Source organism: Amycolatopsis rubida, from assembly GCF_900115345.1.
Taxonomy (GTDB): Bacteria; Actinomycetota; Actinomycetes; order Mycobacteriales; family Pseudonocardiaceae; genus Amycolatopsis; species Amycolatopsis rubida.
The window spans coordinates 175533-196054 of sequence record NZ_FOWC01000015.1 but is presented as its reverse complement, the minus strand read 5'-3'; the positions used below and the strand labels follow the sequence as shown (position 1 = coordinate 196054).

The window sequence follows — 20522 nt, the reverse complement described above, 5'->3', positions numbered from 1 at the left end:
CGGGACGGGGACAGCGTCGGATCAGGCGCGGAGCGTCGCTCCGAAGCGCTCGCCGGCAGCGGCGACCGCGGCGTCGCGGGCCTTGGTGGCCTCGTCGACGGTCAGGGTGCGGTCCACGGCGCGGAAGCGGAGCTTGTACGCCAGGGAACGCTTGCCTTCGCCGAGCTGCTCGCCGGTGTAGACGTCGAAGAGGGTGATCTCCTCAAGCAGTTCGCCCGCACCTTCGCGGAGCACGTCGGCGAGGTCGGCGGACGGGACGTCCGTGCCGGCGACCAGCGCGACGTCCAGCAGCACCGGCGGGTAGGCCGAGATGCTGGGCGCCGGGCGGGAGTCGGGCAGCGGGATCGCGTCCAGGTCGAGTTCCATGGCGACCGTGCGCGGTGGCAGGCCGAGGGCCTCGACGACCTTCGGGTGCAGTTCGCCCGCGTGGCCGACCGGCCAGTCGCCCACGCGCAGCTGGGCGCAGCGGCCCGGGTGCCACGGCAGCAGGTCGGCGGCCTGCACCGTGAGCTGCACGCCTGCGGCCTCGGCCACCAGGCGCGCGGCCTGCACGGCGTCGGCCCAGCCTGCCTGGTCGCCCTTGCCCCACCAGCCGGCGCGCGGGCGCTGGCCGGTGAGCACGACGGCGACGTGCACCGGCTGCGCGGGCACGGCGGCCTCCAGCACGGCGAGGTCCTCGTCGCTCGGGCGGCGCTCGACGCCGAGGTCCGGGACCTTGAGCTGGTTCGGCTTCGGCAGCACGACCTGGCCGACGTGGAACAGCGACACGTCCTTCAGGCCGCGGGAAACGTTGCGCTGCAACGTCTCCAGCAGACCCGGCAGGAGAGTGGTCGCCATCCGGTCGTGGTCGGCTTCGAGCGGGTTCTGCACACGCACCGTCGTGCGGCGGATGTCGTCCTCGGGCAGGCCGAAGGCGTCCCACACCGCGTCGCCGATGAACGGGAACGGGCGCACCTCGACGTAGCCCGCCTCGGCGAGTGCGCCGGACACCGCGCGGCGGCGGCGCTGGGCGTCGGTGAGACCGCGGCCCGCGGGCGCGGCGGGCAGGACCGACGGGATGCTGTCGTAGCCCTCGAGCCGCAGGACCTCCTCGACGAGGTCGGCGGGCTGCACGAGGTCGCCGCGCCAGCTCGGCGGGGTCGCGGTGACCAGGCCGACGCCCTGGTCGCTCGTGCTGAGCTGGACCTTGCAGCCGATCTGGCCGAGCCGCCGCACCGTGACGCCGCGTTCGTAGCGCACGCCGGCGATCTGGTCGGGCAGGTTGATCGGCATGGTCACCGGGGCGTGCGGGGCGACGCCGCCGACGTCGGTGCGGCCCGGGCGGATCGCGCCGTCGCCGTACTGGCGCAGCAGCCGCGCGGCGAGTTCCACCGCGGCCGCGCACAGCGCCGGGTCGGTGTAGCGCTCGAAGCGCTTCGCCGCCTCGGAGAACAGCTTGTGCCGGCGCGCGGTGCGGCTGATCGACGCCGGGTTCCAGTGCGCCGCCTCGAGAAGCACGTCCGTGCTCTCCGGCGTGATCTCCGTGCTCGCGCCGCCCATCGTGCCGGCGAGGGAGATGACGCCGCTGTCGTCGGCGATCACGATGTCGTCCGCGTCGAGGGTGCGCTCGACGTCGTCGAGGGTGGTGAGCTTCTCCCCCGCCTTCGCGCGGCGGACCACCAGGTCGCCCTGGATGGAGCCGGTCGCGAACGCGTGCAGCGGGTGGCCGAGTTCGAGCATCACGTAGTTGGTGACGTCGACCGCGAGGGAGATCGACCGGATGCCGGCCAGCATCAGGCGGCGGCGGATCCGCCACGGCGTCGGCGCGGTCGCGTCGAGACCGGTGACGCGGCGGAGCACGAACCGCGGGCAGCCCTCGGGGTCCTCGACCCGGACCGGCCAGGCCTCGCCCTCGGCTTCCGGGAAGTTGTCGAGCATCGCCGGGTCGCCGAACGGCACGTCGAGCGCGTTCGACAGTTCGCGCGCCAGGCCGCGGATCGACAGCGCGTAGCCGCGGTCCGGGGTCGGCGTGACCTCGATGACCGTGTCGTCGAGGCCGAGCAGCTCCTTCGCGTCGTCGCCGGGGCTCGCCGTGCCCGGCGGGAGCACGAGGATGCCGCTGTGGTCGTCGCCGAGGCCGAGTTCGGCCGCCGAGCAGATCATCCCGTCGCTGACCTTGCCGTAGGTCTTGCGCGCGGCGATCTCGAAATCGCCTGGCAGGACCACGCCCGGCAGCGCGACCACGACGAGGTCGCCCTCGGCGAAGTTGCTCGCGCCGCAGACGATGCCGCGCGTCTTGATGCCGTGCGGGCCCTCGTTCTCCAGCGGGCCGTCGTCCTCGTCTTCGTCCTCTTCGGACAGGTCCGCGTCGTCGGGCTCCGGGTCGGGTTCCTCGCCGACCTCGACGCGGCAGAACCGCACCGGCTTCTTGAAGCCGGTCAGCTCCTCGATCTCCGCGACGCGGCCGACCACGAGCGGGCCGGTCACCGGGCCGAGTTCGCTGAGTTCGTCGACCTCGATCCCGATCCGCACGAAGGCGTCGGCCAGGTCCTGCGGCGTGACGTCGGCATCCACCTCGAGATGCTCGGTCAGCCAGCTCACCGGGACTCGCACTACGCCTCCGTTCCGAAGGGAAGGGTGAACCGGACGTCGCCTTCGACCATGTCGCGCATGTCCGGGATGCCGTTGCGGAACTGCAGGGTCCGCTCGATGCCCATGCCGAACGCGAAGCCGGAGTACATCTCCGGGTCGACGCCGCACGCGCGCAGGACGTTCGGGTTGACCATGCCGCAGCCGCCCCACTCGACCCAGCCGGGGCCGCCCTTCTTCTCCTCGAACCAGACGTCGACCTCCGCCGACGGCTCGGTGAACGGGAAGAAGTGCGGGCGCAGCCGCGTCGTGGAGCTCTCGCCGAACATCGCGCGGGCGAACGCGTCGAGCGTGCCCTTGAGGTGCGCCATGGTGAGGCCCTTGTCGACGGCGAGGCCTTCGACCTGGGTGAACACCGGCGTGTGCGTGGAGTCGAGTTCGTCGGTGCGGTAGGTGCGGCCCGGGCACACGACGTACACCGGCAGGTCGCGGTGCAGCAGGCTGCGGGCCTGCACCGGCGAGGTGTGCGTGCGCAGCACCAGGCCGGAGCCTTCCTCGCCGGCGTAGAACGTGTCCTGCAGCTGGCGCGCCGGGTGGTCCTTGCCGAAGTTGAGCGCGTCGAAGTTGAACCACTCCGCTTCGAGCTCGGGCCCTTCGGCGACCTCGTAGCCCATGGCGACGAAAACGTCGGCGATGCGCTCGGACAGCGTGCTGATCGGGTGCCGGGCTCCGCGCGGGACCTGGTCCCACGGCAGCGTGACGTCGACGGCCTCCTCGCGAAGCACGCGCTCGTCGCGCTCGGCCTGCAATGCCGCGCGCCGCGCGTCGAACGCGGACTGCACCGCCTGGCGGGCCTCGTTGACGCGCTTGCCGGCGTCGGCCTTCTCCTGCTTCGGCAGCGCGGCGATTTCCCGGCGCGCGAGCAGCACCGGCGACTGGTCCCCGAGATGGGCCGGTTTGACGGCGGCGAGCGCGTCCAGGTCGGCCGCGCCGGCGAAGGCGTCCTCGGCCGCCTTGATCGCCGCGCGCAGGGTCTCCGGTGCGAGCACGTCGACCGGCTGTTCTGTGGCTCCGGACATGACTCCTCGGCGTCCGCTGGGACTGGTGTTGTCGGCGGCACGCGGGCATGCCGCCGCACGTGCACATCGGGCAGCTCAGTCTAGGGGATCGGGCGCCGGGGCCGGCCGCTCACCCTCCGCTTCCGGAGCGGCTGCGCCGGATCCGGCCCGTGATCACGACTGACCGTCGCGCGGGACCCGAACGGAGGTCAGCGAATCAGGTGAGCACCGCCCCTCGGCGGGCCTGCCCGGGACGCCCTCCCGGGTGGCCGCGGAGCGGATCGGCCGGGCGAGATTTCGGGAGTGATCGGCGCCGCGAAGGCGAGACCTGGGATTGCCGGGCCGGAAGCACGACGCCCAGCAAGGCGTCCCCCACGGGCCGCCCGCGGCCAGTGCAAAGACTCATGACCCTCTGGCGAGGCGTCCCGTACAACGGGTCCCCCGCAGGTGGCTGGCGAGGCGTCCCGCACAACGGGTCCCCCGCAGGTAGTGCGAGAGACACTGGCGACGCGGACTGCTGTCAGCCAATCAGGAACTGCTCGCGACCGGCCACGTACCTCGGCATAGCGGAGGCAGAACAGCCGAAACAGCTCGGCGGACGAGAAGCTGACACGGTGGCGCGCCCGGTACCAGCCCGCGCTGCGAAACGGGCTGCTGCCGGATCAGAGGCGGAAGCAGCTGGTCGTCTGGCGGATCAGAGCTTTTTCGTCATCGGGGATGCCGACTTCGATCGCCCGCAGTCTGAGCCGCGGGGGGTCCTCGCAGAGGCGGCTCGTGAACATGCGGCGCCGTTCGGCCAGGTTCCGGGCAGGCCGCGCCGGATCGCTTGTCCGCCAGGCGAAACTCTCGCCCGGTGTGCTCCGGCCTTCGATCGCCGCGTGGCGGAACTCCGGTTTCGGGACCAGCCAGACGACCCGGTCCGGGACATCCGGCAGGAGGCGCGCGAGGTCCGGAAGCCGTCGACGACGCAGGGGTCCGCGCCACGGCGAGGAGGTCTTCGGCAATCAGCCCGGAAGCCTCGCCGCGGAACCAGTGGAAGGCTCCAGCTGGGCGTCCGGGAAGCGACGGACCCAGCGTTGGTCCATGTCCATGGCCAGGAGGGCGTGCCAGTACGGAGCCGCGGCGGGCGGCGGGGCGGCTAGGCGGCGGGCGATCGTTGATTCGCCTGTGCCGGGGTGCCGCCGGTCCAGCGGACGTGCCGGAGATCCGGCAGAGTCAGCGGTGTGCGGCCATCGCCGCGGTGTAGGCGCAGACGGCGGCGGCGGTAGCCAGGTTGAGGCTTTCCGCCTTGCCGTACAACGGGATCCGGACCGCTTCGTCGACCGACGAGAGGACGTCCTCGGGCAGGCCGTGCGCCTCGTTGCCGAAGATCCACGCCACCGGGTCTCCGAAGCGGACAGTCTCGAGCGAGGTCGAGGCGTAACCGTGCGCGGCGAGTGTGCGGAGGCCAGCCGAGCGCAGGGCAGTCAGGACTGACGGGATGTCGCGGGCGCGGGCCAGCGGGACGTGGAAGGTCGAACCGGCGGCGGCGCGGACGCTTTTGCCGTTGTGCGGGTCGACGGTGTCGCCGGCCAGGACTACCGCGTCGGCGCCGGCGGCGTCGGCCACGCGGATCACGGTGCCCGCGTTGCCGGGTTCGGCGACGTCGACCAGGACCACCACGAGCCGGGCCGAGGCGAGGACTGTCTCCAGTGGACGGTCGACCAGTGAGCAGACCGCGATGATTCCTTGCGGAGTCACGGTTTCCGACAAGCCCGCGGCGGCGCGGTCGGTGATCGGCGACACACGGGGAGCCGACGCGACCAACGAGGGGTGCGCGGCGGCGGCGCGTTCGGTCACGAAGAGTTCGTGGACCGTCCCATAGGACAGCGCCGAGGTGACCGCATTGGCCCCTTCGGCCAGGAAGCGACCGGTTTTCTCTCGTTCCGCGCGCCGGGTCAGTTTGCGCGCGGCAACGACCCGGGGGGTCCGTTCGGTGAACGGATCCGCCCCGGGCCGGAAAATGCTGCCGGTCAGGCCGACTTCGCTTCGCCGGTCGTGACGTTCGCCTTGGCGAGCTCGGCGAGCGCGGTGAAGGCGGCCGCGTCGTTGACCGCGAGGTCCGCGAGGATCTTGCGGTCCACCTCGACACCGGCGGCCTTCAGGCCCTGGATGAACCGGTTGTAGGTGACGCCGTTGGCGCGAGCGGCCGCGTTGATGCGGGTGATCCACAGCTGGCGGAAGTCACCCTTGCGCGCGCGGCGGTCGCGGTAGGCGTAGTTGAGCGAGTGGAGCGTCTGCTCCTTGGCCTTGCGGTACAGCCGCGAACGCTGGCCGCGGTAACCGCTGGCCAGTTCGAGAGTCGCGCGACGCTTCTTCTGGGCGTTGACCGCCCGCTTGACGCGTGCCACTGGTCCATCCTGTCGAATTCGGGGGGTGCGAGGACCCCGGGGTGGTCGGGAAAGGGTGCGGGCCTCAGCGGCCGAGCAGGCGCTTCACGCGGCCGACGTCGCTCTGGGCGACCTCGGTGGTGCCCTCGAGACGGCGGGTGAGGCGGTTGGACTTCTTCTCCATCAGGTGGCGGCGGCCGGCCTTCTGGCGACGCAGCTTGCCCGAACCGGTGATGCGGACCCGCTTCGACGTGCCCTTGTGCGTCTTCATCTTCGGCATGGTTGTTCGTCCTCTTCCGTGCGGCGGCACACCGGAAAACCCGGTGTGCCGCTGACTGTGCTGGTCGGCGCCGGGCGCGCTTACGCCTCGGGAGCCGGTTCGGCCTTGACGGCCTTCGGCTTCACGTTCTTGTGCGGGGCCAGCACCATGATCATGTTGCGTCCGTCCTGCTTCGGCGACGATTCCACGAAGCCGAGCTCGGTGACGTCGTCGGCGAGCTTCTGCAGGAGCCGGAAACCGAGCTCCGGCCGGGACTGCTCGCGACCGCGGAACATGATCGTGACCTTGACCTTGTTGCCCGCCGCCAGGAACCGCGACACGTGACCCTTCTTGGTCTCGTAGTCGTGCTGGTCGATCTTCGGCCGCAGCTTCTGTTCCTTGATGACGGTCAGATGCTGGTTGCGGCGGGAGTCGCGGGCCTTCTGGGCGCTCTCGTACTTGAACTTGCCGAAGTCCATGAGCTTGGCCACGGGCGGGCGGGCCTGCGGGGCCACCTCGACGAGGTCGAGGTCCGCCTCCTGCGCAAGCCGCAGCGCATCTTCGATCCGGACAATGCCGACCTGCTCGCCGTTGGGGCCGACGAGCCGGACTTCCGGCACCCGGATGCGGTCGTTGATGCGTGTCTCGGAGCTGATGGGGCCTCCTTGGTCCGAGTGATGTTTTCTCGTTTCGACCTGGTGCCCACACGATTCAGGCCCCGCTCGCCGGCTGCTGCCGGTGCACGGGGCCCGCTCTGTCTCCGATCGCGCCCGGCCGGACGGCCGAACGCTTCGCCTCCGCAGTACGCTGCCAGAACGGCAATGCACCACTTCGGCGAGACCGGACCCGGACACCTGAGGCGGTGACGCGGGTGGGAGCGGGGCTCCACTTGCCGCCCCCGATCGCTCGGGAGCTGGTCGCACGTGGAAGGGTACCAGACGTGTCAGAACAACCTTCGCCACCGCCCCCGTATTCCCCCGACGACCGCGGGCTCGAGGAGATCCCGAGCGTCGAGGTGATCAGCCGCGCCGCGGTGATGCTGCTGTCCGCGGGGGCCGAACGCCTCGGCCTCGCCGACGCCGACCCGGAGAACTCGCCGCACCGCGACCTCGACGAGGCGCGCCGCCTCATCACCGCGCTCGCCGGGCTCGTGACCGCCTCCGCGGAGTACCTCGGCCTGCACGCCGGGCCCCTTCGCGACGGGCTGCAGTCGCTGCAGAAGGCGTTCCGCGAGGCGTCGGTCGTGCCGGACCCGCCGGGCCAGGGGCCGGGCGAGAAGTACACCGGGCCGGTGCACTGAGCCGGAAGCCCTCCCGGGAGACATCCGAAGACCCGCCTCACGGCATCGCCGGGCGGGTCTTCGCCGTTTCCGGGCGAAGGCTGGCGGCAATCGTTTCCGGCCGAAGGCGCGCTGGATAGAGCCCCGGGCGCGGCTAAGGACCCGGGTGCGCCAGATCGGAGCAGGCACAGCCGCAGCACGCCATCCGCGTGGCACTGATCGACGCCCGGCAGCTCGGTGCCGGAGTTCCGCCCCGGGATCCGCGAGGGTCCGGCAGCTCGCCATGATCGCGCTCCGGTGCCCGCAGCACGTCGGGTGACCGTGCCGAGGACCGGCTGGCAGGGGTCCGTGAGTGTTGTAGCGGTTCTAACTGGCACAAACACTCACGCTGCCCTACGCGCGCACCAAGCCCGCGTCAGTCGTATCCCGTCGTCCGGACCGTTGCCCTCAGCAGTCACCAACATCTAACATGTTAGATGTGAGTGCACTTCCCAAAGTCTCCCGGTCGCTGCTGCGCGACGAGGCGTACGAGCGCATCCGGCACGCCATCATCGACGGCAGCCTCCCGCCGGGCACTCCCCTGCGCGACGCCGACCTCGCCGAACAGCTCGGGCTTTCCCGCGCCCCGGTCCGGCAGGCGCTGCTGCGGCTGGCCGAGGACCGGCTGGTCGTGTCGAAGCCGCAGAGTTACACGAGGGTCGCCGAGTTCGACGCGGGCGACGTCCGCGATGCGGTCCGGCTCGTGCGGGCGCTGCACGAGCTGGTCGTGCGCGAAGCCCGGCTCGGCACGGAGCAGATCGCGGAAATGCGCGAAGCCAACGACCGGTTCCGCTCGGCCGTCGCCGAGGGAGACGTCGGCAAGGCGATCGAAGCCGACGACGAAGTGCACGACATTCCGGTGCGCGCGTGCGGAAACCGGGCGGTCGCGGCGACGCTCGACCGGTACACGCCGTTGCTGCGCCGTCTCGAATACGCGCGGTTCAGCTCGCTGCCCGCGCATCGCTCGGTCGCGCGGCACGAAGAACTCATCGCCGCGCTGGAAAGCGGCGACGAGAAAACCGCCGCGCAGCTCACTTCAACGATTTGGACCGACCTCGAAGCCCTCCTGGAGGACGCGTGAGCCTGGCTGAATTCCCCCGTTTCCCGTTGCTCGTCGGGCCTTCGCCGGTGCACCGGCTGGACCGGCTCAGCGAACACCTCGGCGGCGCGGCCGTCTGGGCCAAGCGCGAGGACCTCAACTCCGGCCTCGCCTACGGCGGCAACAAGACGCGCAAACTGGAGTACCTCGTCGCCGACGCGCTCGCCGAGGGAGCGGACACGCTCGTCTCGATCGGCGGCGTGCAGTCGAACCACACGCGCCAGGTCGCGGCCGCGGCGGCGCGGGCCGGAATGAAAGCCGTGCTGGTGCAGGAAAGCTGGGTCGACTGGGCCGATCCGCTGCACGACAAGGTCGGCAACATCCAGCTGTCGCGGATCCTCGGCGCGGACGTCCGGCTCGTCGACGCCGGGTTCGGCATCGGCTTCAAGGAGAGCTGGGAGCAGGCGCTGGCGGAGGTCGAGGCGAACGGCGGCACGCCGTACGCGATCCCGGCCGGCGCGTCGGACCACCGGCTCGGCGGGCTCGGCTTCGCGAACTGGGTCCTGGAACTCGGGGAACAGGAACGCGAACTCGGCGTCTTCTTCGACACTGTCGTGGTTTGCTCGGTCACCGGCAGCACGCAGGCGGGGATGCTGGCCGGAGCGGCGGCGAGCGGGAAGCCGCGGCGGATCCTGGGGATCGACGCGTCGGCGAAGCCCGAGGAGACGCGCGAGCAGATCGGCCGGATCGCGAAGAGCACCGCGGGGCTGATCGAGGCCGGGCCGGTCGAAGACGCAGAACTCGACGAGCGTTTTCACGCGGGCGGCTACGGCATTCCGGACGAGCGGACGCTTGAGGCGATCCGGACTGCCGCGCAGCTGGAAGGCATGATCACCGACCCGGTGTACGAGGGGAAGTCGATGGCCGGGCTGATCGAGCTCGTGCGCAGCGGTGAGATCGCGAAGGAGTCGAACGTGCTGTACGCACATCTTGGCGGACAGCCTGCGATCAACGCGTATACGAGCGTGCTGGGGTGAGAGCGCTCGTGAGTGGCGATCGCGGTCAGAACCGTGATCGCCACTCACGACCGAAGTCAGTCGAGGACGGCGAGCACGTCGATCTCGACCAGGAGCCCGGCGGGCAGCCCGACGTACACCGTGGTGCGGGCCGCGTGCGGGGCTTCGCCGATCAGCTCGTTGTAGACCTCGTTGAACGCGGCGAAGTGGCTGGTGTCGGTGAGGTACACACGCACCATCACCGCGTCGGCGAAGCCCGAGCCCGCCTCTTCGAGCAGCGCGGTCAGGTTCTTGAACACCTGCCGGGTCTGGCTCACGACGTCGTCGCCGACGATCTCGTTCGTGGCCGGGTCGAACGCGACCGCGCCGGCGACCTGGAGGATGTTCCCCTTGCGGACGGCCTGCGAGAAGTTCGCCGGCGGCTTCGGCGCGTTCTCGCTGGTGATCGCCGTCTTGCCCATCATTGCCCCTTTCCGTTCCCCGTCCATCCACTGTGGACGGAAGCTTCTTCCGCGGCGGCCAGCAGCTCGGGCACGAGCGCCAGCAGCCCGTCGTGGTCCAGCAGCACCTTCGGCACCGACATCGACGCCGCGGCGAGCACTTCGCCGCCCGCGCCGCGCACCGGCGCGGAAACGCAGTGGATGAAGTCCTCGTGCTCGGCATTGTCCACCGCGTACCCGCGCTCAGCGACCTGGTCCAGTTCGGCCAGATACGCCTCGGGCGTGGTGATGGTGTTGGCGGTGAGCACGATGTAGTCGATCGCGCGGGCGACTTCTTCGCGTTTCGCCCGCGGCATCGCCGCCACCAGCACCTTGCCGACCGCGGTGCAGTGCAGCGGCGCGCGTTTGCCGACCCGCGAGTACATCCGGACCGCGTGGTGGCCTTCGAACTTGTCGATGTACACCACCTCACCGTCCTCATAGGACGCCAGGTGCACGGTGTGCCCGGTGCGCTGATTCAGCGCGGCGAGCGCCTCGTGCGAACTGCGCCGGACGTCGCGATCCTCCAGCGCCTGGTTGGCGAGGTCGAAAAGCGCGCTGCCGAGCCGGTAGTGCCGGGCCCCTTCGCGCCGCACGAAATGGTGCGATTCGAGGGTGCGCAGCAGCCGCAGCACGGTCGTCTTGTGCACGCCGATCTCTTCGGCCAGCTCGTCGAGCGTCTTGCCGCCGCGAGCGAGACCGCCCAGCAGTGTCAGCGCGCGGTCGAGACTTTGGCTCACGTGGCCACCACTCCCTCTCCGGTGAGCCGGACCGAACTCCAGCCGTCGGCGTCCGCCTGCACCAGTTTCGTCACGACGGCCTCGGCCAGCGGCACGCCGACGTCGGCTTGAGTCAACAGTGTCGCGGCAGCTTGCAGGTGACCGCGCCGGAGCCTCGTCAGCGGATCGGCGCCGCGCAGAGTCGCGGCCAGGAATCCGGCGGCGAAGGCGTCTCCGGCACCGACGGGCTCGACGACATCGACCCGAAGCGCGGGTGAGAACAGCGGTTCGGCCGAGCCCTCGACGAGCGTCGCGCCGCGTTCGCCGTGCTTGACGACCAGTGTGCGCGGACCAGGCAGAAGGGCGCGCAGCCGCACCGGATCGCCGGTGCCCCACACGCGTTCGGCCTCGTCGTCGCCGGTCAGCACCAGATCGGCCTTCCCGGCCAGTTCGGCGAGCACGGACTGGTCTCGTCCGGTCCACAGCGCGGGGCGGTGATTGACGTCGAACGACACGAGCAGGTCGCCGCGCGGCCGGTCGAGCAGCGCGCGGACGAGTGCGAGGCAGCTGTCCGAGAGCGCGGGCGTGATCCCGGAGAGGTGCAGCACGCGAACGCCGGAAAAGTCCAGCTGGGACACCAGTTCCGGGCCCATCCCAGACGCGGCGGAACCCGAGCGGTAGTAGCGGACGGGGCTGCCGCCCGCGCCGCTTTCCTTCACGTACAGCCCGGTCGGACGGGCCGGGTCGAATACGACGCCTCGGACGTCCACGCCCGCCGACGCGATCTCGCGGACGAGCGCGCGGCCGAACGGGTCGTCGCCGACCGCGCTGACCCATCCGCTCGGCACGCCGAGCGCGGGCAGGTGGCACGCGACGTTCGACTCCGCGCCGCCGATGGTGCGCAGCCAGGTGCGCACCTCGTCCGGCGGGCCGGGTTCGGCGGGCACGAACAACGCCATCGACTCGCCGATGCAGAGCACTTCGGGCGGCACTCCGGGCGACGCTGTCGGACTGCTGGTCACTGACGTCCCTTCCCCGTTGACCTGTGGCGACCCGGATGCTACACCTATGCAACGCATTTTGCGCAACGTCCGTTGCAATATACGCAACCGAGGTCCCAGATGAACAGCAACGCCGCTCTCACCGCCGCCGTCCGAGCCGGGCGCGGCGAACGGATCGACTGGCGCTTCCGCGCTCTCCCCCCGGCGCTGTCCGGGCTCACTCTCGACGAAGCCGCGGCCCGCCGCGCGAAGCTCTTCGACGACGGCTTCTTCGGTCCGTTCGTGGTCATCGACGCGGCCGCGATGGAGCACAACCTCGCCACCATGGCCCGCTGGTGCGCCGAACGCGCCGTCGCGCTCGCGCCGCACGGCAAGACGACGATGGCTCCGGAGCTGTTCGCCCGGCAGCTGGAGCACGGCTCGTGGGGCATCACCGCGGCGAACGCCGGGCACGTGCGGATCTACCGCGCGTTCGGCGTGCCGCGGATCCTGCTGGCGAACCAGCTCGTGGACCCGTCCGCGCTGCGCTGGCTGGCCGGCGAACTGGCGGCGGATCCGGACTTCGAGTTCGTCTGCTGGGTCGACTCGGTGCGCAGTGTCGAGCTGATGACCGAAGCGCTCGCCGGTGCCGAGCGGCCCGTCGACGTGCTGGTCGAACTGGGCGGCGAAGGCGGCCGCACCGGTGTCCGCGACGCCGCGACTGCACTGGCTGTCGCTGAAGCGGCGGCGAAGAGCCCGATGCTGCGCCTGCGCGGCACTGGCGGGTATGAAGGCGCGCTGTCGCACCACACCGACGATGCGGCTCTGGCGAAGATCAGTTCCTATGTGGACAGTCTTCGCAACGCGACGATTACCTTCGCGGAGAAGGGTTTGCTCGCTGACGGACCGGCGTACGTCACCGCGGGCGGCAGCGCGTACTTCGACCGCGTCGTGGACGAGCTGACCAAGCCGTGGCCGGACGGGCTCGAAGTGGTCCCGATCCTGCGCAGCGGCGCGTACCTGACGCACGACGACGGCTTCTACCGCGAGATCTCCCCGCTCGGCCAGCACCCGCGCATCGCTGGCGTCGACAGCTTCCGTCCGGCATTGCACGCATGGGCGCAGGTCACGTCGAAGCCGACCCCGGAGCTGGCACTGCTCACCGCGGGCAAGCGCGACCTCCCGTACGACGAAGGCATGCCGGAGCCGCAGTTGCTGCGCAAGGACGGCGTGGTCACTGGACTGACCGGGCACACCGTCCCGAAGCTCAACGACCAGCACGCATTCCTCGAACTGCCGGAAGGGTCGCCGGTCGAGGTCGGCGACTGGGTGCGGCTCGGGTTGTCGCATCCCTGCACGACGTTCGACAAGTGGTCTCTGCTGCCGGTCGTGGACGCCGACGGCGAGACGGTGGTCGATTTCGTGCGGACGTGGTTCTGATGGATCTGGTCATCCGCGGCGCGCGTGTCGCCGACGGAACCGGGGCCCCGCTGGAGATCCGCGATGTCGGGATCACCGGCGACCGCATCGGCGACGTCGCCGCGCCGGGAGAGCTGACCGCGCCGCGCGTGCTCGACGCGACCGGCCAGGTCCTCTCCCCCGGCTTCATCGACATGCACTCGCATTCCGACCTGCAACTGCTCGCCAACCCGGAGCACCTGGCGAAGATCACCCAGGGCGTGACCACCGAGGTGCTGGGCCAGGACGGTCTCTCCTACGCCCCGGTCAACGACGAAGTGCTCGCGAGCCTGCGCCAGCAACTGGCCGGATGGAACGACGACCCGGCGGGCTTCGACTGGAACTGGCGTTCGGTCGGCGAGTACCTCGACCGGCTCGACCAGGGCATCGCGACGAACGCCGCGTACCTGGTCCCGCAGGGCACGGTGCGGATGCTGGCGGTGGGCTGGGAAGACCGGCCCGCCACCGAAGCGGAGCTGGCCCGGATGAAAGAACTCGTCGCGACCGGGCTGGAAGAAGGCGCATTCGGCCTGTCGTCCGGGTTGACCTACACGCCCGGGATGTACGCGACCACCGAAGAATTGGTCGAGCTGTGCCGCGTGGCCGGCGAGCGCGGCGGCTACTACAGCCCGCACCACCGCAGCTACGGCGCGGGCGCGCTGGAGGCGTTCGCGGAGATGGTCGACGTCTCCCGCCGCTCCGGCTGCCCGCTGCACCTCGCGCACGCGACAATGAACTTCTCCGTCAACCAGGGCAAAGCACCGGATCTGTTGCGGCTGCTGGACAACGCACTCGACGACGGCTGCGACATCACCCTCGACACCTACCCCTACCTTCCCGGCGCGACCTACCTGTCCGCCCTGCTGCCGAGCTGGTCCACCGAAGGCGGGCTGGAGCCGACGCTCGCCCGGCTGTCCGATCCGGACACTCGCGAACGCATCCGCGCCGAGATCGAAGAGTCCGGTTCGGACGGTGCGCACGGCGTGCCGATCGACTGGGACGCCATCGAAATCAACGGGGTGCGCCGCGCGGAAAATGCCGCATTGGTGGGACACAGCGTCCTCGCCTCCGCGCGCGCCGCGGGGAAGACCCCGGCAGAGCTGTACTTCGACACGCTGATCGAGGAAAAGCTCGGCACGTCCTGCCTCATGCACGTGGGGCACGAGGAGAACGTGCAGGCCATCATGCGGCACCGCACGCACACCGGCGGCTCGGACGGCCTGCTGGTCGGCGCGCGGCCGCATCCCCGCGCGTGGGGCACCTTCCCGCGGTACCTCGCCCGCTACGTCCGCGAGTTGGGCGTTCTCGAACTGGCCGACTGCGTCGCGCACCTCACGGGCCGCGCGGCACGGCGGCTGGGGCTGACCCACCGGGGCCTCGTCCGCCCCGGTTACTCGGCCGACCTGGTGCTGTTCGACCCGGACAGGGTCGCCGACACCGCGACATTCGACAATCCGCGGCAGCCCGCCGCGGGCCTGCACCATGTCTTCGTCAACGGCGTCGCCGCCCTCGAAGACGGATCCCCCACCGGCGCGCTCGCCGGGCATTCCCTCCGCCATCCCGGGAGTCGACGATGATCCACTGGCTGCAGACCAGCACGGCCGGTCTGCTCACGCTGGCCGCGGTGTCCATCGCGGTGCTGCTTGTCCTCATCATCAAGGTGAAGCTCGAACCGTTCATCGCCCTGATCGTGGTGGGCCTGCTCACCGCGCTGGCCGCGGGCGTGCCGGTCGGCACCCTGGTCGGCACCGCGCAGAAGACGTCCGATTCGCTGCTGGAGAAGGGTTTCGGCAGCATTCTGGGGCACATCGCGGCGATCATCGGGCTGGGCACGCTGCTCGGCTCGATCCTGGAGAAATCCGGCGGGGCGCGCGTGCTCACCTCGGCGCTGCTGCGGACCTTCGGCGAGAAACGCGCTCCGCTCGCGATGGGTCTGTCCGGGCTCATCTTCGGCATCCCGGTGTTCTTCGACATCGGTATTTTCGTGCTCGCGCCGCTGGTTTACGCGGCGGCGAAGCAGGGCGGCCGGTCGATCGTGCTGTACGCGATGCCGTTGCTGGCCGGGCTTTCCATCACACACGCCTTCATCCCGCCGCACCCGGGCCCGGTCGCCGCGGCCGGACTGCTGCACGTGGATCTCGGCTGGCTGATCCTGATGGGCGCGGTCTGCGGCATCCCGGCCTGGTTCATCGGCGGCATCCTGTACTCGACGTGGATCGGCAAGCGCGTGAACGTGCCGCTGGCCGAGGACTTCGCGAAGCTCGCGGGCGAAGAAGGCGAGCGAGAGGGCCCCGCGCCGTCGCTCAAGCTGGTCGGCGGGATCATCGCGGTGCCGCTGGTGCTGATCCTGGTGGGCACGTTCGGCAGCATCCTGCTGCCCAAGGGGTCCACCGGCGCGGGCATCGCGGCGTTCCTCGGCACCCCGGCCATCGCGCTGACCATCGCGACCATTCTCGCCTCCTGGCTGCTCGGCCGCCGCCGCGGGATGAGCGGCGCGGATCTGGCCCAGCTTTCGGCGAACGCGCTGCGGCCGGTCGCGATGATTCTCCTGGTGGTCGGCGCGGGTTCGTTCTTCGGAGCGGTGCTGTCGGCCACCGGCATCGGCAAGGCGGTGGCCGGTTCCCTCGGCGACGCCGGGCTTCCGGTGCTGCTGGCGGCGTACATCATCAGCTGCGGCATGCGCATCGCCCAGGGTTCCGCGACGGTCGCGATCGTGACCACGAGCGGCATCGTCGCGCCGACGGTCATGGAGCTGCATTATTCGCAAGCACAACTGGCGCTCGTGGTGGTCGCGATCTCGGCCGGGTCGATCATCGCCTCGCACGTGAACGACGGCGGATTCTGGATCGTGTCCCGGTATTTCGGGCTCACCGTGACCCAGACCCTGAAAACCTGGACGGCTTTGGAAACAGTCCTTTCCCTGAGCGGTTTCGGTGTGGCAGCATTGGTGATGGCATTGGTCTGAACCACATCGGCACAGGTTCCGGGGGTATTCGATGACCGAGATTTCCCGCCGCACGTTCGTCGGAGCAGTCGGCGCGGCCGGAGCCGCTGCCGTGGCGGGCGCACAGCTCGCCACGGCAGCGTCCCGGCCGCGCGCGGCCACGACGGTGTACGTCGGCAGCTACACCACCAGTTCACCGGCAGGCCACGGGCTCGACGTCACCCAGCGAGCGGCGGGAAGCCCCGCGCTCACGCCGGTGCGCACGGTCGGAAAGCTGACCGACGTCTCCTGGTTCGACCGGACTCGCGACGGCCGGATCCTGTACGTCACCAACGAAAACGAGGGCGCGGAGACCGGCACGGTGTCCGCATTGGACATCTCCGACCCGAGCCGGCCGAAGCTGCTCGGGTCGACGTCCTCGAAGGGCGGCTCGCCCACGCACCTTTCGGTGCACCCGAGCCAGAAGTACGTGCTGGCCGCCAATTACGGCTCCGGCAGCGTCGTCGTGCTGCCGATCGAGTCCGGCGGCAAGCTCGGCGCGGCCACTGATCTGCAGCAGCACGAGGGCAAAGAGCCGCACGCGCACCAGGTGGTCACCGATCCGTCCGGCAAGTGGGTGCTCGCGGTCGACCTCGGCACCGACTCGGTGTACGTCTACTCGTTCGACACCGCCAAGGGGAAGCTGAAGCTGCACAAGCAGATCACTCTCCCCGCCGGAGCCGGGCCGCGGCACCTCGCGTTCCACCCGAACAGCAAATTCGCCTACGTAGCCCAGGAACTGCGGCCGGAGATCACCGTCGCCAGCTGGGATTCCGCGACCGGCACGGTCAAGCCGATCGCCGTGGTTCCCGCCGTTCCGCCAGGCAGCACCGGCGAACTGTACCCCGGCGAGATCACCGTGTCGCGCGACGGGAAGTTCGCCTACGCCACCGTGCGCGGACCCAACACCGTCGCCGCCTTCACCGTCGGCGACGGCGGGGCCGGGCTCACCCTGGTCTCCTCGGCGCCGTCCGGCGGAAACTGGCCGCGGCACCTCGCGCTGGACCCGGACGAGAAGTGGTTCTACGTCTCCAACCAGCGCTCCGGCACCGTCACCTGGCTGCCGCGCGACCCGGCCACCGGACTGCCCGGCAAGTCCGCGGGCTCGCTCGCCGTCCCCAACGTCAATTCCGTCTTCTTCGTCTGAGAAAAACCGGGGCTGTCACGCCGCACAGCCCTGTCTTTTCCGGTCTCCGACCGGTCCCCGCGACAGGAGTCACCGATGAAGCTGCGTTCTGTCCTGCCCGCTGTCGCCGCGCTGGCGTTGCTCGCCGCGTGCGCGCCCACCCAATCCGGCCCGGCCGCCGCCGGCGGAAACCAAACCGACGGCACGCTCAGAGTCTGGCTGTTCGACGAAGCGAACCGCGCGCCGAAGGAGGCCGCGGTCAAGGAAGCGATCACCGAATTCGAAGCCAGCCACTCCGGGGTGAAGGTCGACGTGCAGTGGGTCCCGGTCGAGGGCCGCGCGGACAAGTTCTCCGGCGCGTTCAACGACCCGTCCAACGCCCCCGACGTCGCCGAATTCGGCAACACCGACGTCTCCAGCTACGCGCAGACCGGCGCGTTGTCCGACCTCGCCAAGGACATCTCGAACTGGTCCGACGGCAAGGACCTGCTTCCCTCCGTGGTGGACACCGCCAAGGCGAACGGGAAGATCTACGGCATTCCCTGGTACACCGGCATCCGCGCGTTGTACTACCGCACCGACGTGTTCGCCGAACTCGGCCTCAAGCCGCCGGCGACGCTGACCGAGCTGACCGAGGACGCGCGCAAGATCCGCGAGAAGAAGCCGGATCTGTACGGCATCGCCACCGGCGGCAAGTACACCTACGCGATGCTGCCGTTCATCTGGGCCAACGGCGGCGAACTGGCCAAACAGGACAATGGCAAGTGGACGTCCACTGTGGATTCTCCGCAGGCCAAGGCCGGCGTCACCGCGTACGCGAACCTGATCAAGGACGACATCTGCCCGCCCGCCGCCTGCGCCAACCTCACCGGCACGCAGAGCGTCACCGCGTTCGCCGGCGGCAAGGCGGGCATGGTGATCGGCGGCGACTTCAACCGCAAGGCCGTCGAAAAGGGCGCGGTGAAGGGCAAGTACGCGATCATGCCGCTGCCCGGCGCCACCCCGGACTCGGTCGCGCCCGCGTTCGCCGGCGGCAACCTGCTCGGCGTGTTCGGTGCGAGCCAGCGGCACGGGCTCGCGGTGCAGTTCGCCGAACTGCTGGCCGGCGTCAAGTACCAGGAGAAGATGTACGCGGCGATGGGCAACCTGCCCACTCTCGCGTCGGTGCAGAAGAAGCTCGCCGCCAGCGACCCGACGCTGAAGGCCTTCGTGGACACCCTGACCGCGGGCACGAAGTTCGTGCCGAGCACCCCGGCGTGGTCGAAGATCGACAGCCAGAACGTCCTGCCCACCGCCGTGCAGCAGATCGCCACCGGCGGCAAGGACGCGAACGCCGCACTGGCCGACGCCGCCGCGGCGATGAACAAGAACTTCGGCTGACCCGTGGCCGCAGTCCGTTCCGCGACCGTCCGCCGCGACGGCCGCGCGGCCCTTCGTTACCTGCTGCCGGCGGGCATCCTGCTCGCCGCGCTGCTGGTCTACCCGATTTACCAGCTGGTCGTGATCTCGCTCTACGACTACGGCCAGCCGCAGGCGGCGGGCGCGGCCCCGCTGGTGTTCCTCGGCCTCGGCAACTACGCGAACCTGCTCGCCGACGTCCAGTTCTGGACGGTGCTCGGCAAGACGGTCGGGTTCGCCGCGGCCTGCGTGATCGGCAGCCTGGTCGTCGGCACGGCACTGGCCGTGCTGGCGAGCCGGGTCCGCGCGCTGCCGCGCACGCTGCTGTTCCTGGCGGCGCTCGGCGCGTGGGCGACCCCGGCGATCGCCGGCTCGTACGTCTGGCTGTTCCTCTTCGACACCGATTTCGGCCTGGTCAACGAGGTGCTCTCGGGCATCGGGTTCAGCGGGATGGAGCACCATTCCTGGACCTTCGGCACGTTCGGCACGTTCGGGCTGGTCGCCGCCGAGGTGATCTGGTGCTCGTTCCCGTTCGTGATGGTGACCATGTACGCCGGGATCAGCGGGGTGCCGAAGGAGACGCTGGAGGCCGCCGCGCTCGACGGCGCGTCGGTCTGGCGCACCTCGTGGTCGGTGGTCCTGCCCGCGGTGCGGCCGCTGCTGACCATCGCGACCGTGCAGTCGATCATCTGGGACTTCAAGGTGTTCACCCAGATCTACGTGATGACCAACGGAGGCGGCATCGCCGGGCGCAACCTGATCCTGAACGTCTACGCCTACCAGCAGGCGTTCGCCGGGCAGGAGTACGGGCTCGGCTCGGCGATCGGGGTCGTGATGACCTTGCTGCTGTTGTCGATCACCGGGCTCTACGTCCGGTCCCAGCGCCGGAGTGCCGCATGGCTCTGAAAGTGCGCCGCCCCGCGCGGCTCGTCGCCGAAATCGTGACCGTGGTGATCGCCGGGATCGTCGCGTTCCCGCTGTACTGGATGGTGCTCTCGGCGTTCAAACCGGCCGGTGAGATCCAGTCGGCGCATCCCAGACCGTGGACGTTCGCGCCGTCGCTGGACAGTTTCCAGCGTGTGCTCACGGTATCCGGATTCGGCCGGTTTTTCCTGAACAGCCTCGTGGTCGCGGTTGTCGTGGTGCTGCTGTCCCTGGTGTTCTCGTTCCTGTCCGCGGTGGCGCTCACCCGGTTCCGGTTCCGCGGCCGCGGAGTGCTGCTGGTGATGCTGCTGGTGGCGCAAATGGTGCCGGTGGAAGCGCTGACCATCCCGCTGTTCTTCCTGATGCGCTCGGTCGGCGCCGCGGTGCCCGCGTTCGGGCTCAACCAACTGGGCTCGCTCGTGCTGGTGCACCTGGCGTTCAGCCTGCCGTTCGCGATCTGGATGCTGCGCGGGTTCGTCGCCGCGGTGCCCGCCGAACTGGAGGAAGCGGCCACTTTGGACGGTGCGTCGCGGCTGCGGTTCACCTGGCAGATCCTGTTCCCGCTCGTCGCGCCCGGGCTCGTGGCGGTGAGCGTGCTCGCGTTCATCCACGCGTGGAACGACTTCCTGTTCGCCAAGACGTTCATCATCTCCAAGACCGAAAACCAGACTCTGCCGCAGGCGATCCTGGTGTTCTTCAAACCGGAGGACACCGACTGGGGAGCCGTGATGGCCTCGTCCACCCTGATGACGATTCCCGTGCTGGTGTTCTTCGTGCTGGTGCAACGGAAACTCATCGGCGGGACCGCCGGGGCCGTGAAGGGATGAC

The 20522-nt window shown here is 70.1% G+C and carries 19 protein-coding genes; 10 read left to right on the top strand and 9 right to left on the bottom strand.

Annotation, left to right across the window (positions count from 1 at the left end):
- Positions 1 to 21: 21 nt before the first annotated feature.
- The 6 genes from pheT to infC form a co-directional block, all read right to left on the bottom strand.
- Positions 22 to 2592, bottom strand: coding sequence for a phenylalanine--tRNA ligase subunit beta (gene pheT, locus BM362_RS38050; protein ID WP_093576439.1), 2571 nt, complete (start codon positions 2590 to 2592; stop codon positions 22 to 24).
- Entirely contained in the window at positions 2592 to 3647 is a 1056-nt protein-coding gene (pheS, locus tag BM362_RS38045) for a phenylalanine--tRNA ligase subunit alpha (protein WP_067582199.1), read from the bottom strand. The genes pheT and pheS overlap by 1 nt, the downstream gene beginning before the upstream one ends.
- Before the next feature lie 1194 nt (positions 3648 to 4841).
- Positions 4842 to 5630, bottom strand: a complete 789-nt coding sequence (locus BM362_RS38035; RefSeq protein WP_369805910.1) for a TrmH family RNA methyltransferase — start codon at positions 5628 to 5630, stop codon at positions 4842 to 4844.
- A gap of 8 nt (positions 5631 to 5638) precedes the next feature.
- Positions 5639 to 6016: a 50S ribosomal protein L20 gene (gene rplT / locus BM362_RS38030; RefSeq protein ID WP_009079612.1), complete on the bottom strand. Its 378-nt coding sequence runs from the start codon at positions 6014 to 6016 to the stop codon at positions 5639 to 5641.
- 64 nt (positions 6017 to 6080) lie between these two features.
- Positions 6081 to 6275: a 50S ribosomal protein L35 gene (gene rpmI, locus BM362_RS38025; RefSeq protein ID WP_067582192.1), complete on the bottom strand. Its 195-nt coding sequence runs from the start codon at positions 6273 to 6275 to the stop codon at positions 6081 to 6083.
- Positions 6276 to 6355: 80 nt separating this feature from the next.
- Positions 6356 to 6910, bottom strand: a complete 555-nt coding sequence (gene infC, locus BM362_RS38020; RefSeq protein WP_067582419.1) for a translation initiation factor IF-3 — start codon at positions 6908 to 6910, stop codon at positions 6356 to 6358.
- Between the two features lie 284 nt (positions 6911 to 7194).
- On the opposite strand from infC, the gene BM362_RS38015 reads away from it, so the two are divergent.
- From BM362_RS38015 to BM362_RS38005, 3 genes are all read left to right on the top strand, one after another.
- The gene (locus BM362_RS38015; RefSeq protein WP_067582189.1) at positions 7195 to 7554 is read left to right on the top strand and encodes a DUF1844 domain-containing protein; all 360 of its coding nucleotides are present in this window, start codon (positions 7195 to 7197) and stop codon (positions 7552 to 7554) included.
- Between the two features lie 457 nt (positions 7555 to 8011).
- Complete coding sequence (locus tag BM362_RS38010; RefSeq protein ID WP_420867540.1) at positions 8012 to 8653, top strand: GntR family transcriptional regulator; 642 nt, start codon at positions 8012 to 8014, stop codon at positions 8651 to 8653.
- Positions 8650 to 9648: a 1-aminocyclopropane-1-carboxylate deaminase gene (locus BM362_RS38005; protein WP_093576437.1), complete on the top strand. Its 999-nt coding sequence runs from the start codon at positions 8650 to 8652 to the stop codon at positions 9646 to 9648. The genes BM362_RS38010 and BM362_RS38005 overlap by 4 nt, the downstream gene beginning before the upstream one ends.
- A 56-nt stretch (positions 9649 to 9704) precedes the next feature.
- Here the strand turns inward: BM362_RS38005 and BM362_RS38000 are convergent, their stop codons facing one another.
- Genes BM362_RS38000 through BM362_RS37990 form a run of 3 tightly spaced genes read right to left on the bottom strand, consistent with a single transcriptional unit; the run spans position 9705 to position 11784 of the window.
- Positions 9705 to 10088, bottom strand: coding sequence for a RidA family protein (locus tag BM362_RS38000; protein ID WP_067582183.1), 384 nt, complete (start codon positions 10086 to 10088; stop codon positions 9705 to 9707).
- Positions 10088 to 10846, bottom strand: a complete 759-nt coding sequence (locus BM362_RS37995; protein WP_093576436.1) for an IclR family transcriptional regulator — start codon at positions 10844 to 10846, stop codon at positions 10088 to 10090. Before BM362_RS37995 ends, BM362_RS38000 begins: the two co-directional genes overlap by 1 nt.
- Complete coding sequence (locus BM362_RS37990; protein ID WP_244287417.1) at positions 10843 to 11784, bottom strand: sugar kinase; 942 nt, start codon at positions 11782 to 11784, stop codon at positions 10843 to 10845. Before BM362_RS37990 ends, BM362_RS37995 begins: the two co-directional genes overlap by 4 nt.
- Before the next feature lie 162 nt (positions 11785 to 11946).
- Here BM362_RS37990 and BM362_RS37985 point away from each other — a divergent pair, with 162 nt between their 5' ends.
- The 7 genes from BM362_RS37985 to BM362_RS37955 all read left to right on the top strand — a co-directional run bounded on the left by BM362_RS37985 (position 11947) and on the right by BM362_RS37955 (position 20521).
- Positions 11947 to 13245: an amino acid deaminase gene (locus BM362_RS37985; protein ID WP_093576435.1), complete on the top strand. Its 1299-nt coding sequence runs from the start codon at positions 11947 to 11949 to the stop codon at positions 13243 to 13245.
- Positions 13245 to 14840 (top strand): N-acyl-D-amino-acid deacylase family protein, encoded by a 1596-nt coding sequence (locus BM362_RS37980; protein WP_067582174.1) that lies wholly within the window; start codon positions 13245 to 13247, stop codon positions 14838 to 14840. Before BM362_RS37985 ends, BM362_RS37980 begins: the two co-directional genes overlap by 1 nt.
- On the top strand, positions 14837 to 16228 hold the full coding sequence (locus BM362_RS37975) for a GntP family permease (RefSeq protein ID WP_093576434.1): 1392 nt from the start codon (positions 14837 to 14839) through the stop codon (positions 16226 to 16228). Before BM362_RS37980 ends, BM362_RS37975 begins: the two co-directional genes overlap by 4 nt.
- 31 nt (positions 16229 to 16259) lie before the next feature.
- Complete coding sequence (locus BM362_RS37970; protein ID WP_093576433.1) at positions 16260 to 17393, top strand: lactonase family protein; 1134 nt, start codon at positions 16260 to 16262, stop codon at positions 17391 to 17393.
- A gap of 75 nt (positions 17394 to 17468) precedes the next feature.
- Positions 17469 to 18752 (top strand): extracellular solute-binding protein, encoded by a 1284-nt coding sequence (locus BM362_RS37965; protein ID WP_093576432.1) that lies wholly within the window; start codon positions 17469 to 17471, stop codon positions 18750 to 18752.
- A gap of 3 nt (positions 18753 to 18755) precedes the next feature.
- Positions 18756 to 19676, top strand: coding sequence for a carbohydrate ABC transporter permease (locus BM362_RS37960; protein WP_093576431.1), 921 nt, complete (start codon positions 18756 to 18758; stop codon positions 19674 to 19676).
- Entirely contained in the window at positions 19667 to 20521 is an 855-nt protein-coding gene (locus BM362_RS37955) for a carbohydrate ABC transporter permease (protein WP_067582162.1), read from the top strand. The genes BM362_RS37960 and BM362_RS37955 overlap by 10 nt, the downstream gene beginning before the upstream one ends.
- Position 20522 lies beyond the last annotated feature (1 nt).

Coding starts and splice junctions, on each gene's coding strand:
- BM362_RS37955 (WP_067582162.1), top strand. CDS start 19,667: ATGGCTCTGAAAGTGCGCCGCCCCGCGCGGCTCGTCGCCGAAATCGTG.
- BM362_RS38000 (WP_067582183.1), bottom strand. CDS start 10,088: ATGGGCAAGACGGCGATCACCAGCGAGAACGCGCCGAAGCCGCCGGCG.
- rpmI (WP_067582192.1), bottom strand. CDS start 6,275: ATGCCGAAGATGAAGACGCACAAGGGCACGTCGAAGCGGGTCCGCATC.
- BM362_RS37975 (WP_093576434.1), top strand. CDS start 14,837: ATGATCCACTGGCTGCAGACCAGCACGGCCGGTCTGCTCACGCTGGCC.
- BM362_RS37965 (WP_093576432.1), top strand. CDS start 17,469: ATGAAGCTGCGTTCTGTCCTGCCCGCTGTCGCCGCGCTGGCGTTGCTC.
- BM362_RS37970 (WP_093576433.1), top strand. CDS start 16,260: ATGACCGAGATTTCCCGCCGCACGTTCGTCGGAGCAGTCGGCGCGGCC.
- BM362_RS37990 (WP_244287417.1), bottom strand. CDS start 11,784: ATGGCGTTGTTCGTGCCCGCCGAACCCGGCCCGCCGGACGAGGTGCGC.
- BM362_RS37985 (WP_093576435.1), top strand. CDS start 11,947: ATGAACAGCAACGCCGCTCTCACCGCCGCCGTCCGAGCCGGGCGCGGC.
- BM362_RS37980 (WP_067582174.1), top strand. CDS start 13,245: ATGGATCTGGTCATCCGCGGCGCGCGTGTCGCCGACGGAACCGGGGCC.
- pheS (WP_067582199.1), bottom strand. CDS start 3,647: ATGTCCGGAGCCACAGAACAGCCGGTCGACGTGCTCGCACCGGAGACC.